The organism is Segetibacter sp. 3557_3 (assembly GCF_004354985.1).
GTDB lineage: Bacteria > Bacteroidota > Bacteroidia > Chitinophagales > Chitinophagaceae > Segetibacter.
The window spans coordinates 180322-194367 of the sequence record NZ_SMSK01000010.1 but is presented as its reverse complement, the minus strand read 5'-3'; the positions used below and the strand labels follow the sequence as shown (position 1 = coordinate 194367).

Annotated in this window: 7 protein-coding genes; 2 read left to right on the top strand and 5 right to left on the bottom strand. The window is 45.5% G+C overall.

The window, feature by feature from the left end:
* Positions 1-59: 59 nt before the first annotated feature.
* Both EXU57_RS15690 and EXU57_RS15685 read right to left on the bottom strand, forming a co-directional pair.
* Positions 60-1583, bottom strand: a complete 1524-nt coding sequence (locus EXU57_RS15690; protein WP_133269175.1) for a hypothetical protein — start codon at positions 1581-1583, stop codon at positions 60-62.
* Positions 1580-2851, bottom strand: coding sequence for a toll/interleukin-1 receptor domain-containing protein (locus tag EXU57_RS15685; protein WP_133269174.1), 1272 nt, complete (start codon positions 2849-2851; stop codon positions 1580-1582). The genes EXU57_RS15690 and EXU57_RS15685 overlap by 4 nt, the downstream gene beginning before the upstream one ends.
* Positions 2852-3151: 300 nt before the next feature.
* Between EXU57_RS15685 and EXU57_RS15680 the strand changes: the two genes are divergently transcribed.
* Positions 3152-4228, top strand: coding sequence for a DUF2652 domain-containing protein (locus EXU57_RS15680; RefSeq protein ID WP_133269173.1), 1077 nt, complete (start codon positions 3152-3154; stop codon positions 4226-4228).
* Positions 4229-4346: 118 nt separating this feature from the next.
* Here EXU57_RS15680 and EXU57_RS15675 read toward each other — a convergent pair whose 3' ends face one another.
* From EXU57_RS15675 to EXU57_RS15665, 3 genes are all read right to left on the bottom strand, one after another.
* Positions 4347-7229 carry a VPS10 domain-containing protein gene (locus EXU57_RS15675; protein WP_133269172.1) on the bottom strand — a complete coding sequence of 961 codons (2883 nt, stop codon included), beginning with the start codon at positions 7227-7229 and terminating at the stop codon, positions 4347-4349.
* A 634-nt stretch (positions 7230-7863) separates the two neighbouring features.
* Complete coding sequence (locus tag EXU57_RS15670; RefSeq protein WP_133269171.1) at positions 7864-9384, bottom strand: SusD/RagB family nutrient-binding outer membrane lipoprotein; 1521 nt, start codon at positions 9382-9384, stop codon at positions 7864-7866.
* A gap of 20 nt (positions 9385-9404) precedes the next feature.
* Positions 9405-12446 (bottom strand): SusC/RagA family TonB-linked outer membrane protein, encoded by a 3042-nt coding sequence (locus EXU57_RS15665; protein ID WP_165958168.1) that lies wholly within the window; start codon positions 12444-12446, stop codon positions 9405-9407.
* A 450-nt stretch (positions 12447-12896) separates the two neighbouring features.
* On the opposite strand from EXU57_RS15665, the gene EXU57_RS15660 reads away from it, so the two are divergent.
* Positions 12897-13943 (top strand): phosphotransferase enzyme family protein, encoded by a 1047-nt coding sequence (locus tag EXU57_RS15660; RefSeq protein WP_133269169.1) that lies wholly within the window; start codon positions 12897-12899, stop codon positions 13941-13943.
* The last annotated feature ends 103 nt before the right edge of the window (positions 13944-14046 follow it).

The following is a 14046-nucleotide window of genomic DNA, read 5'->3' as shown; positions in this document are numbered from 1 at the left end:
GCCGCTTGCAATCTCAAAAAATGGTCGATATGAAGAAGCTTCTTCAACGTGCAAGGGCACTAGTCGAAGTCGAATATAAAGCCCCCGTAAATTCTTCCGTTTAGTATAGCTGACTTCCCCTGTCTTTTTTCATTTACCATCATCCTATTATCATCGATGTAAGCAATTCGAAAGTTTTTCAGCCTGAACGATGCCGAGTAGCTCATCTGCTTCACGGCAAAACCTGCGGAGATAAGGCCATTGTTAAAAGGAACAAAATTCACTCCTATTGCAGCGTCATAAAGGCCGTCTTCGGTCAGTAATATGTCCGCGCCAAAGTTCCAACGTTTGTATTTGTATACCAGGCCAATCCCAAGTGACCTGAGGTTCTGAAGCGAAACGTTCCTGCGTCTTGGTACAAAGGCATCAGCATGTAGTTCCGTTCCTGCCAGGTTCATAAAGTTGAGCCCAACCTGGAAGGCTCCGGAGATTTTGTAACTCAATGAAAGGTCTACATCAAAGTGCTGTTCTTTGATGGAGCTGTCTTTAAAGGTGCCAACGCCCTCCCGCGACACGTCTAAAAAGTCCGGGGTATTGAACTTTTGCCAGATTGATTTAAACGACGCACCAATGCTGAGCTTATTAGAAACTAGTAGCGAAGGGCTAATAACCGCGGCATACTCCTGCAATTTCATTATGGTGGAATCCGACTTGAGCTCAACAGAAAAAATGGTTGGTTTCCGGAACAGTGCAAACCTTCGTTCATCCTGCCTGGTATAAATGCCACCTAAGCCGAGCGAAAGTTTTTCGGTGAGCCGGACAAAGCCGGCCAGTTTTGCATTGTTTTTCAGGTTGCTGAGCAGGCTGATGCTGTGGAGCTTCTTACTGTTTACAATTGCTGACGGGTTCCAGAAAACAGCCTCACTCATGTCCCGGGTAGGTGAAAAATTGAAGCCGGTGTTAGCGGAAAGATTAAGCGGAGAGGACCATAAAAAGTTTCCATAACTTATTTTCCCTGGTCCAAGCGAGTCAAGTATAAAGTCGCCTTGGTTATTAAGGATACCAGCTACGGTGGTAAGGTTGGTAAGAAAGTTCAGGAATGCCGGCGCACCTGCAACAGCAGAAGCTCCGGAAATGTCCCCCAACTTTTCTTGTGGTCGGTTTACGATGAGCTGAAGTAGACTATCGGCACTTCTAGGATTAAGCTCGGCCTGTTTACAATTGGCATTCAGCTTCCAGTCCCTTACGGTGACATATTTTTTTTGATCGCTTCTGTTCAGGCGATCCTGGTCCTCCGAAATAAAAACACGCCTGACGATTTCTTTACAATGGCTGCACCTGGACACGACATAAAGGTTTACAAGCTTATCCTGTAAAGTTGAAATGGGTATACCTGTATTAAGCTCAAAATACCCCGATGGCCTGGATGCCGTTACAGAAGATTTAGAGGGGGCAAAGGTTGGCACTACAACAATATTCTCCGCTCCTTTAGTCACATTTTCAACCTGGTTCAAACACCTGACCCTTCCTTTGATAATTACTTGCTGGCTTTTGCCCGCGTGAACAAAGAACACGAAGGCGACAATGATAGGCAACCGCTTCATGGCTTATTTTTTAAGGTTACTGGGTTTAGGAAGATGTCGATTTTCTCCATCTCAGGTGCATCAATCTTCAGCACGATCGACTTGTCTTCATACTTTTCGTGCGAGGTCGTTAAAGTGATTTCATCACCGAGCGTGTATTCTTCCAATCTGAGTTTGTAGCTTCCGTCATTAATGGAAAGCGCATAATAACGGGTGCCATCAACGTTTACTTCAACATCTTTGATAGGCAACTCTGCCGCCGTTTTTACTTTACCTGAGATGTATACAACGGTCGAGAGTGGCAGTAGCACCTCCAGTGGCCGCGAGCTGGTCAATATCGTATCAAACCTGCTAGTTGCATAACCAGGGCTTGCTACTTCAATTTTCATTGTCTTTTTGAAAAACTCGTTAGGCAAACCGGTAAATAGTGCCTGTCCCTTTTTGTCAATTGATCCCGTCCTGACGTATTCGGGGAGGTAAATTGTTACATCGCCTTGCGATACCGGGTTTTTCTTGAAATCAAATACGCGAACGGTTAAATTGTTGTCGACTTTATCTGAGGGTAATATGAGTGCTCCTGCTACAATTGGTAGCAGCACAGCAATTGCCACCAGGTTTTTTAGATTAGCGGCGCCGGTTTTTGAAGTGATAGCACTATAGCTCTTGACCGCGCCAATCACAACTGCCCCAGCCGAAATACCAAGGCATCCTAACAAAAGGTAAGCAAGTGACCGGCTAAATTGTTCCGGTTCGTTGTTGATGAATGTATTCAGGTAGCGGTAAACGAGCAGGCAAACAAGTAAAGCAGCGATCGCAAAAATTGCGTAAAGCAAACCATTATACTTATCAGGTATCCAACTGTTGTTCTTAGGCTCGCTTCTACCAGGGCCACCCGCCGGTTGATGTAAAATGTTTGCAATCGCCTTGAAAAAAAGTTCTAGTTCCGGATGCTCATCTTCTCCATTCCACCCTAATAACATGGCCGATTCTATCCGTCGAAAAGCAATCGGCAGGGTTACTTGTTCGAGTACGATAGGTACCAGAACACCCCTTTGAACTGCTGCCGAGGCTTCGTTTTTCACCCATTCAGACCTAACCGAACGTTTGGTCCAGATCACCACTACGCAGGAAGCCTCCTGCAGTGCTGACTCAATAACATCATCATAAGTACACCCGATCGGAATGTGTCTATCCCACCAAACACTCCATCCCTTCTTCTCGAGCCGGGCAGCCAGCTTTTCTACGATAGACTTATCCTCGCTTGAATAGCTAATGAAAATGTCGGCCATGTCAAACAGTTTAGAGCAAAGGGAGTCAGCACCTGAATGCTTATGTTCATTCTATAGAAAAATACAACAAAGAAATTTTTATTGCAATGGGTGTTGTGCAATGCCGAAAGCAGATTACCCCTTATATAGACATTTGAGCAGGGGAAATAAAACGTCCTTCGTAGTTAGGAAGACACCTATTCTCCGGCCTGGTCTTCCTGCAAAAAGACAGTGGTATAGTTTAGCTTCAAACAATTCGTCGTGCTATTCCGGGTTGAAATTTTCCAAAAGGTTACCGTAAAAAGTAACTTTAAAGGAAAAATGGAAACCAAGGGGCTGATTTTTATTCCGGACATCAGCGGCTTTACCAGGTTTGTCAGCGAAACCGAAATTGATCACAGCAGGATGATCATACAGGAGATGTTGGAAACCCTGATCAATGCCAACCAAATGGACCTTCAGATTTCAGAGATCGAGGGAGATGCCATATTGTTTTACAAGTTTGGCGCTTCTCCTGAATTAGGCGAGATATACAAGCAGGTTGAACGCATGTTCTGTGAGTTTCACAGGCACCTGGTAGCCTACGATCAAAGGAAGTTTTGTCAATGCCAGGCCTGCCTGGCGGCCATTCAGCTCACACTTAAGGTAATCACCCATTACGGCGAATTCACCGAATACAATGTAAAAACGTTTAATAAACTCATCGGTCGCGATATCATTGTAGCACACCAACTATTGAAAAACGATATCGATAAACATGAGTACTGGCTGGTGACGAAATCTTTGCTGGCTGATGCAAGTCCCGCCACGTTCACGGAGTGGATGGAATGGAACAGCAGTACCCGGCCGGTTGAAAGTGGTGAAATCGGCTTTTATTTTACGCAATTAAGCGAACTGAAAAAGCAGATCGACCCTGAACCGCTTCCACAATTGTACCTCTCAGACAAAGTAAGAGCATTGAGCCTCTCAAGGGAATATCAAACCGACATCATCACACTTTTTCATGCAACAGGAGATTTTAACTTTCGCAACAAGTGGCAGGAAGGGGTAAAGGAGGTGGAAGAAGTTGATCATCTGTTACCAAGAATTGGTATGCGATGTCGCTGCGTTATGGAAGACGGGCATATCGACATTTATTCGAGTAGCTATTCCTACAGCCCCGAAAAAATTGTCTTTAGCGATACATTCGAAAAGGAAGGGCATACCATGTTGTACACGCTTGAAAAAAAGGGAGAAAGCATCACCAGCCTTACGATTGACTTTTACTTACAACGGAACATACCCGCTCAACTGTTATTTAATCTCTTCAAAAAGGGTAAGGTGGAAAACACACTGCAAAAATCTATGCTCAACCTCGACGACCTGGTCAAGGAACTACATCTGCCTGGCCCAATTTAATATACAATATTATGCTCACAGGTTGGCACCAAAGCCGTAATGTTTCCTATCAATACCAACGCCCCGGAAGCTCGTTCCGGGGCGTTGGTATTAATCGTTACTGCCAAACCTTTTACATCTATTTTATTTCGTTCTCCTCACTTTCGCCTGGCGCTCCTCCGCCATTTCTGTCCCTTGCCGCTGCACTTTTAACAACAAGGGGTTTGCTTGTCGTCGTTCCACCGGCTTCAACTTCTACAGTATAGGTTCCGGGGGTTAAAGTGCTCGCCAGCCCTGCTTCAACATTATTTGACTGCTTAATGGAAAGGTCATAATCAAAAACATTTAAGCCTGCTTCTGTCGCAGGGGTAAAGGTGTTCAGCACCTCGCCTTTCGTGTTTTTGATGCGAATCGTTGCGGGACCACCTGACTTAACATAGTAAGCAATGCTTGCAGAAGGTCTTGCAGATCCACGTCCAAAGCCCCTGCCTGTGCCAGCCGAAGCTGTTACTTCTTTAATGTCGAAAACCTCTGCATTTTTTGCAACCAATGCAGGGGTGAGCTTTTGTATTGCATCCAGGTTAGCGATATAGATTGAGCGCCCGTGTGTACCCAACACGATGTCGTTTTCGCGTTGCTGGATGGCAATATCGTGCACTGGTACACGTGGCAGGTTTCCGCCAAATGGCATATACGAAAGGCCCTTATCCATCGACATATAAAGACCGCCGTCGGTACCTACATAAAGGATGTTTTCATTTTTGGGATCCTCTTTCACACTATTAATGGGCTCTGGTGGAAGGTTGCCGTTGATCGCTTTCCAGGTTCCGCCGAAATCTTCGCTTACAAAAAGGTAAGGACTGAAATTGTCGAAACGGTAGCCGTTTAAGGATGCGTACACACGGCCATCCTTGAATGCAGAAGGGGTTATACACGAAACCCAAAGGTCCTGCGGAAGTTTGTCGGAAATCGTTGTCCAGTCGTAACCGCCATTTCTCGAAAGATGGATCAAACCGTCGTCGGTACCAACATAAAGCAACCCGAATTTCAATGGCGACTCAGCGATCCAGGTGGTAGTTCCAAAAGGTACATCGCCTTCTTTATACCCCTTTGTAAGATCACCCGAAAGCGTTTCCATTGTTTCACCCTTGTTTAACGAACGGTGAAATTTATTTGAACCCATGTAAAGGATATCCTGGTTAAATCTCGATAGCAGTATTGGGGTTTCCCAATTATACCGCAGCGGTACTTCTCCTACTTTGTGCATCGGATGGATCGGCAAGGAAGGAGCGGTGCGATCTTTCGACGACCGGCTATACATGCCAAACTGCGATCCTGCATAGTAGGTTGCATTATTGCGCGTATCCACCTGCACCATCATCCCATCTCCACCACCAATGTTTTTATAAGGGTATTCACCAGTTGCATACCATGCGGTGTTTTCAACATTTGTAGAAGGTCCGTACCAAACCCCATTGTCCTGCAAACCTCCGTAAACATTGTAGGGCCTTGCATCATCAACTGCCACCGAATAGAATTGTCCTACTGAAGCTGAGTTGGCTTTGATCCAGTTTTTACCAAGATCATAGGTGATGTTTATTCCACCATCATTTCCATTGATCATATGGTTGTCGTTCTGCGGATCAAACCAAACTACGTGATGATCGCTGTGTACCCCATTGCCACCGATGTTTTTAAATGTTTTGCCCCCATCGGTCGACAATGATAACGGCACACCGGTGATCACGACCTTATTCGAATCTTTTGGTGAAACCCATATCTCGCTCATGTAATAGCCATAAGAACTAAACGCGTCGATAAAGTTGTTGTGTGTTTTGGTCCAGCTTTTACCACCATCTGAGCTCTTATAAACTTCGGCCCCTTTTACCTCGTTAACCAACATGTCGGTGTTGCCGTTTTTCAGGTAGTCTGCAACAACAGTGGGTTTCAATTTTCCCTCCGCCACCTGTGCCTTCAGGCTTTTTGCATTTATGTCTTCAGGAAACCGGTTTTCTTTAAGGAACTCATCAAGTTTTTTCTCGTCGAGTTTGGCGAAATCTTCTTTTGTTGCTTTCCTGAATTCGAGCAGGCTGTATTTGCCGGACGTGTCTTTTTTGGATGGACGATTGTCGTTGTTGTCCAGTACTGCAAAAATCAACTGCGGATTTTGTACTGATACAGACAGCCCGATCCGGCCACCTGCTTTGCCGGTTGGAAAACCGGAGCCAGCCCCGCTGATCAGCGACCATTTGGTGCCACCATCCGTACTTTTGTAGATTCCTGAGCTTGGTCCGCCTTCTTCGAAGTTCCAGGGTGTACGTGTACGGTACCACATTGCAGCATATACATTATTGGGATTTTCCGGATCAATGTCGAGATCGATACCGCCGGTTTTATCGTCGATGTATAAAGTTTTAGCCCAGGTTTTACCGCCGTCGGTGGTTTTGAAAATGCCCCGTTCTTTATTCGGCGAATACAAGTGACCTATAGCAGCAACCCAAACGGTGTTGGGGTCCTTCGGACTGATAATTACCTTGCCGATGTGGTGACTATCAGGTAACCCAAGGTATTGCCATGTTTTGCCGCCATCTGTCGATTTGTAAACCCCTGTGCCGGCATAGGTAGAACGACTCGCATTGCTTTCGCCCGTACCCAGGTAAATCGTGTTTGATTTCCAGTCTACGGCAATGTCGCCCATAAACAGGTGGTCAAGCGTATCCGAGACCGGCGTAAATGATTGCCCGTTGTTGTTGGTATACCATAAGCCACCTGTGGCATAGGCCACGTAAAACTCGATCGAATTGGCCGGGTTTACATCAATGTCAACTACACGACCACTCATCACGGTAGGCCCTACATTCCTGAACTTTATATTTTTAATCAACGAAGATTGTTCAAGTGCCGTGCGTTTCTTCAATCCTTCCATCCTGCTTTCTGTACTGCCTGCCTGCAGATGTGCCTGGCCATACACTGATGCTGAGCCAAGTAGAGCCAGCGCAAATAATTTGTTCTTTTTCATCATGCTTTTAATATTGGAATATTTTCGTTCCCTGATTTAATTATAATTTTTGCGAAACATTTTGTTTTTTTTTGGTGACCAGCATTCGTTTTTTGTGGTACACCGTTGCCACGCTCGCTTGTACGGCAACTCCCCATTCAACGGCTTTCCTGCAATAAATCTACCCACCTTAAACAGCAGCAGGGTTGTTGGCTGAATGGTTGTTTAGCCAGGGTTTTATGGGCCTGGGAGTCCTGCAACGCTGCAAGCTCAAATGTTCCGGTTCAGACGGCAGTGCAACAGTTGTAAGGGTGCAAAGTCATTAGGCAACATGTTCAATAAAACCCGCATTGGTACATAGAAATTATGTAATGATCATGTTCATCCGATGTTTGTTAGTTAAGCCGACTCTTTAATCGGATTGCTCAATGTTGCTATGCCGTACAAGAGTGCCCGTCCGAATGGCTGGCCGGGCGGGCGACGCAAGGATGTTTCATAGTAGTACTTGTGCCGGGTCCAAAAAGATTTTTGCTAAATGCCATTTCATAATTGTTCTTCGAATGCTTAGCTCCCGTTCACTCCTGTAGGCGGCCTTCTTTGTTTTGAAACTTCAACAATGAACCGATTTTTACTTTTTACTTCTAAATTTTTCTTCTGCTCACTCGTCCCAAAACACCCGCTGCAATAGGTCGGCCTTTACCGGCGCATTCGGGTTGCTGGTGGTTTCGTTTAGCCCATAGGGCAGCGACCTTGGTAATTCATCATAAATGCCCAGCGGCTTTTTAACGGCTTGTAATACCGGGTAGCCCGTTCTCCGCCAGTCTGTCCAGGGCTCGACCATCACGCCAAAGTTTGCAATATACTTTTCATTAATGATTTGCTCAAGGCGTTGTTCGCTGGTGCCGGTGAGCGTACCGTTTGCTGCGATATAGGCGTCGATATTTGCCTGTGCAACCCCAGCGTCGCGCATGGATGCACGGATGCCTTCCTGGAAAAAGGTTTGGGCATTGCCTGCGGCGGCATAAATAAGGGCGGCTTCAGCCCGCATAAAGTTGTATTCGGCATAGGTGAGCATTCTTGCCGGGGCGTTACCTGCATATGTGATTGCACCATCTTTAAGGGAGCCATCAGGATTAATCAAAGCCTGGTTTACAGTGGCTGTGCCTTTGAGATAAGTGTGTAAACGCGAGTAGGCAGATGATGCGACGGGATCGAGTATGCTGGATCCTTTGTACATCGGGGGTGTTGAGTTGTACGGGAAAGGGACAAAATACGACGACCTGCGCGGGTCCGCTTTTGCATTCATCATATCTACAATGGTGCGGTGCGGGAACAACTGGTTCCTGAACTGGCCACCTTCAATGCTTGCCGTTGGATTCTGCCGTTGCGATTCGCCCAGGTACATCATCTGAAAGTTGTCGCTGTTCGACTGCATAAATACTGCACTGCCCGCTGTTAAAGCAGTGATGTTTTGGCGCGCAAATGCAGGATCTTTTTTGCTGTAGTGGAGGTATATGCGAAGCTTTAGTGTGCTGGCAAACCTGAGCCATTGCTCCTTTGCAGCCGCCCATGTAGCATTCGGGTAAATGGTGGTGTTTACATTGGGATCAAGCTTTGAAGCAGTGGCATCAATATCGGTAATAGCCGCGTCGATCAACTTCAGCAGATCGGGGTATATGGCAGCATCGTCGTCGAATTTCGGGTATAGCCCTGCATTAAATTTTGAAGCTTCGGCATAGGGTATATCGCCCCATGCATCAACCGAAACCTGGTAAACGTATGCCTTTAATAGTTTACCTACACCGGCATAGTGCGGGCTGCCTGTCTCGGTTGCTTTAGTGATCATCAACTCAAGGTCGCTCACTACTGTACCAAAGATGGTGTTCCATTGGTTGTTGATGTCGGAACCGTTGATGTTGTAGCGTTCGTATTCACGCATGGTATTAGACGAACTCACCGGCCCCTGCGCACTAAATTGCTGCATGATGAGGGTGGTGTACCTGAACAGGTCACTCGCGCCGGTATAGCCAATGTTAACGCTAGCCGAGGGCAATAATTGGGAGATCGGAACATCTATAATATTATTCGGATCCTTGTTTACATCAAGGAACTTCTTGCAGGAAACATTGGCAAAAAGCAGGCATGCAATAGCAATATATTTTATGTTGTGTTTTTTCATCTTACCTGTTTAAGTTGTGATTAAAAGTTGATCCGTAAGCTGCCGCCAATGATCCGCGAGACGGGTTGAATACCAAATTCGATACCCCTTGAATTGCTTACGCCCAACAAGTTTTGTTCGGGATCGAGGTGTGGAAAATTGGGTGCATAGGTCAGGAGGTTACGACCATAAACGGATAGTTGTAAACCGCTGATGAACTTTGTTCTGGCCAGTAGCGCTTTTGGAACATTGTAAGTAATGGTTGCTTCGCGAAGTTTTATGAATGAGGCATCCAGCACATAGCCTTCCCAGGCAACATATTTTCCCCTTGTGCTCCAATAATCCTGGGCACTGACATATACGTTGTTCGGGGTTTTATTTTCGAGAACACCATCAAACAGGTAGGGTTTGTTTTCGGAACCATCTGCATTATAACGTGGGTATTCAGCAGTTTCTTTTGCAACCCCGTTGATCCTAAGGTCGCCAACGGTGCGCGAAAGTAAGTCGCCCTTGTAGCGCCCATCCAGCAAAAAGGAAAGGCTGAAGGACTTATAGGTAAACGTATTGGTGAAGCCCATGGTAAACCTGGGATTGGGATTACCGATTTTTTTAACACCACCGGCAACCAGCGGAAGACCATTCGTGCCGATGATCATACTGCCATTCTCATCGCGGCGGTAGAAGGTAGAATAGATCTGCCCGTATTCCTCGTTAGGCATCAGCTGAACGTTGGGTGATGTAAATCCGCCTAAACTAATCGCCTGAACTCCGGGTGCAAGTTCTTTAACCATAGATTTAAAAGTGGTAAACGTAATTGCCGACTCCCAGCTGAAGTTTTGGTTTTGTATGGGTGTTCCGGTAATCAATAGCTCAAGCCCTTTGGTAGAAAGTTTACCGGCATTGGTGTTAACCGAGGTGAAGCCTGAAGAAGCGGGAACGGGAACATTAAAAATGAGGCTCCTGGTGATGCGCTGGTAAACCGATCCGTCAATCCTCAGGCGGTTGTTGAACAAAGCCAATTCGGTACCAAGTTCTATTTCCCTGGTAAACTCCGGGGTTAATAATGGATTACCTGCAGAGTTGTTGTAAGTATATGCTGCGAGCCCGTTAAAAGGAAAGCTAACCCCTGTGGACCCAAAACCATCGCCGGCACTTGCGCGACCATAGTAAGTATCTGTACGGTAGGGCTGCGCGCCTTTTCCTACCTCGCCAACATTCGCGCGAATTTTTGCTGAAGTAAGAAAGTTGCCTTTTAGTGCTGGAAACATTTCTGTTGGCAAATAGCTGATCGCTAATGCCGGATAAAAGATTGACCTCCGGCCCTCCATTAACGTGGAGGGAAAATCGTTTCGCGCCTTCAGGTTCAAGGTCAGGTAATTCCTGAACTCTGCAACGAAGTCGCCGAATACACCCACTGTGCGGTACTTCGTGTAACTGTCCGAATTGGTATAGGTAACAAAATTCTTCAGGTTATCAAATCCGGGAACAACGATTTCGAGGCCGGTAGCATTTAGCGAACGGGCGAAGTTGCTGATCACTTCGTTTCCAACTGTTGCAGAAAAGTACCAGTCGCTGCTGAATCGTTTATTTGCCGTGAGCGTAAAATAACTGTTGATGTTGCGCGTAAGGTCCTGGTTGTCGGATAAACCGCCCTTGCCAGCGGAGTTGGTATTGCCGTTACCGCGGATGTTTTTGTCGTCGAAGCCCTGTGCATTAGCGCTGATGATATCGCCGCCAATTTTAAGGTCGGCCTGTAGCCATGGGGCAAAAGCATAGTTCAGGTTTACGTTTCCAAAAAACCGGTTAACCTCCTGGTGATACTTCACATGATTGATTGCCCAGTAGGGGTGATCCTCTGCGGTAAACCAAAGCTGGCCGCCGTTTGGATCTTCAAAAGGCAGGTTGGTAAGGTCATAAGATCGTGGGGTGTAAATCCCTCTCCAGATCGGGTTTGAGCCCTGGTTACCTGCCTGGGTTCTGTCGGAGATATTACTTACAAACGAAAGAAAGGTATTCACCCTTAGCTTTGGCGTAATAGCTGTACCCGCATTTAAGGTGAGGTTATTTTTCCGAAGTACATTACCGGGAACAAGACCTGTTTCATAAGCATTGCCGTAAGACATGCGGTAATTATACTTATCTGTGGCACCTGAGAAGCTGATGTCGTTTTGATTGCTGATGGCTTGCTGTAGAATGTCCTTGACGTTATTGGGGTATGCTGCTAAAGCTTCCTGTTGGCCAAACCAATTGTTTACCGTTTGTCCCTGGATACGCGGACCCCAGGAACCCGCTACGTTGTTGCGGTATACCCCACGATCACCCTGGGCGTATTCGTTTTGAAGTTCAGGAAAAAGGTTCATTGTGCCGACCCCGTAATTGGAGCTAAAAGTTACCTGGTTTTTCGTGCCGTTTTTCCCGCGTTTGGTGGTAATGAGTATCGCTCCCGAGGCTGCGCGCGAGCCATATAAAACCGTAGCAGCGGCACCTTTGAGTACATTGATGGTTTCGATGTCTTCGGGGTTGATATCGGACGCCCGGTTGGAGTTTGCCACACCGCTGTTTACACTGTTGTTACCGCCGGAATTGTCAATCGGAACACCATCTACAACCATTAGTGGTTGGTTACTTCCGGTAAAGGTGGAGAAACCACGAATGATAATATTTGAGCTGGAGAATCCACCTCCTGTGCCCGAAACCTGCACCCCTGCAATCTTGCCGGTTAGTGCATTCGTGATGTCGGGTGTCGGTGCCCGTCGAACTTCTTCGGCAGTCACCTGGCTTACCCCATAGCCAAGCGTTTTGCGATCCTTTTTAATGCCGAACGAAGTAACAACAACTTCCGCGAGGCTCTTGTTTTCCTCGGTCATAACAACCGATAGCCGTTCGTTTGCGCCAACCTTAACAGCCGTTTGCTGGTAACCCAAATGGGAGAAGATGAGCGTGCCATTAGCTGGTGCGGCTATGGTGAAATTACCTCGTTCATCTGTTTGAGTACCTGAATTGGAGCCTTGTAGTTTAACCGAAACATTCGGTAGGGGAGACTGGTCGGTGTGCGAGGTTACTGCTCCTGTTACTGTTTTCATTTGAGCCCAGGTTTGGGAAATGACACAACAGCACAGGAGAAAGAATACTAGATTTTTTCTCATGGTACGTTTTATATGAATAAAGGAATAGGAAAAGAAGCAACCGAAATTTGAAGTTAGGGAGTTTGATTATCGTCGCAAAAATTTTGTTATCACTTTTTTCATCATAAAATGTTGAGAAATAAATGCAGCCAAATGGGGGTTTTTCCTTAAAATAAAAAAAAATATGATATTCTCAATGGTTGGTCATTTTTCAGAATCGCCAAAATGAAACGGCTAGTTTGCATATTTGTGCCGGGATAATGGTTGATGGTGGGGGTAACCGAATCTCTATTTTCATCATTTTTTTAGTAATTAATATAGCCTTTTACCCTGCGGAATTTTCCAGTAAAAAATAAATGTTGAATTATTATGGAATGATTTATTTCTACTTGTTACTAAATTCGATACATGTTGGAAAATATTGTACGCCGTTATGGACTGGACCCCCGGAAATTGGCTATCTGTCCTTTTGGAAGTGGATTGATTAACCATACATGGAAAATAGCAGATTCGGAACAGGCGTATATTTTGCAAAAGATCAATAATGCTGTTTTTAAAAATCCAGACGACATCGCTGAGAATATCAGCCTCGTAAGTGCGTTTTTAGGGCAAACGCATCCGGGATATCTATTCCCGGGCCCGCTTGCAACTTTGGATGGTAAACAAATGGTTTATGATGAGGTGGAAGGCTACTTCAGGTTGTTTCCTTTTGTACATGGTTCACATACTATTGATGTGGTACAATCACCGCAACAGGCTTACGAAGCAGCAAGGCAATTTGGCCGGTTTACACGGTGTTTAAATGGCTTTGACGAACAATTGTTGAAGCCAACAATTGCGTCGTTTCATGACCTAAAATTCAGGCATGGACAATTTTTGCAGGCAATTGCTGGTGGCAATCAAGTCCGGGTAAAATTTGCCGAAGAATTAATTGAGTCATTATCCAATCACGATGGTATCGTAAGTCAATTTGAGACTTTGAAATTAAACAGGGAGTTTAAGCTTAGGGTAATGCACCACGACACCAAGATCAGCAATGTTTTATTTGATGAACATGAAAAGGGTATTTGCGTAATTGACCTGGATACAATTATGCCGGGTTATTTTATCAGTGATGTTGGTGATATGATGAGGACTTATCTTTCACCTGCAAATGAGGAAGAAACAAACCTGGATAAAATTGTTATCAGGGAAGATATATATCGTGCAATTGTTGAAGGTTACTGTGTCGAAATGCAAAGCGTGCTGACACAAACAGAAAAGAAACATTTTTTTTATGCAGGATGTTTTATGATTTATATGCAAGCCCTTAGGTTTTTAAGCGACTACCTTGAAAACGATCAATATTATGGTTGTAAATACGACCGGCATAATTATGACCGGGCAAGTAATCAATTTAATTTGCTGGAGAAATTTATGTTGAAAAAAGACTTATTTGAAAACATGGACATATAGCTGGCTGTTCCATCGGTAATGGTGTGTTCATACAAGCTCGTTCATTGGCATAAGTTATGACAATTTCATCGAAGCTAAGCCTTGCATGCATGTGTAAGGGGAG

What these genes read in the sequence shown, in the direction of transcription:
- EXU57_RS15685 (WP_133269174.1), bottom strand. Translation starts at nt 2,851, where the DNA reads ATGGCCGACATTTTCATTAGCTATTCAAGCGAGGATAAGTCTATCGTA.
- EXU57_RS15660 (WP_133269169.1), top strand. Translation starts at nt 12,897, where the DNA reads ATGTTGGAAAATATTGTACGCCGTTATGGACTGGACCCCCGGAAATTG.
- EXU57_RS15690 (WP_133269175.1), bottom strand. Translation starts at nt 1,583, where the DNA reads ATGAAGCGGTTGCCTATCATTGTCGCCTTCGTGTTCTTTGTTCACGCG.
- EXU57_RS15670 (WP_133269171.1), bottom strand. Translation starts at nt 9,384, where the DNA reads ATGAAAAAACACAACATAAAATATATTGCTATTGCATGCCTGCTTTTT.
- EXU57_RS15665 (WP_165958168.1), bottom strand. Translation starts at nt 12,446, where the DNA reads ATGAAAACAGTAACAGGAGCAGTAACCTCGCACACCGACCAGTCTCCC.
- EXU57_RS15680 (WP_133269173.1), top strand. Translation starts at nt 3,152, where the DNA reads ATGGAAACCAAGGGGCTGATTTTTATTCCGGACATCAGCGGCTTTACC.
- EXU57_RS15675 (WP_133269172.1), bottom strand. Translation starts at nt 7,229, where the DNA reads ATGATGAAAAAGAACAAATTATTTGCGCTGGCTCTACTTGGCTCAGCA.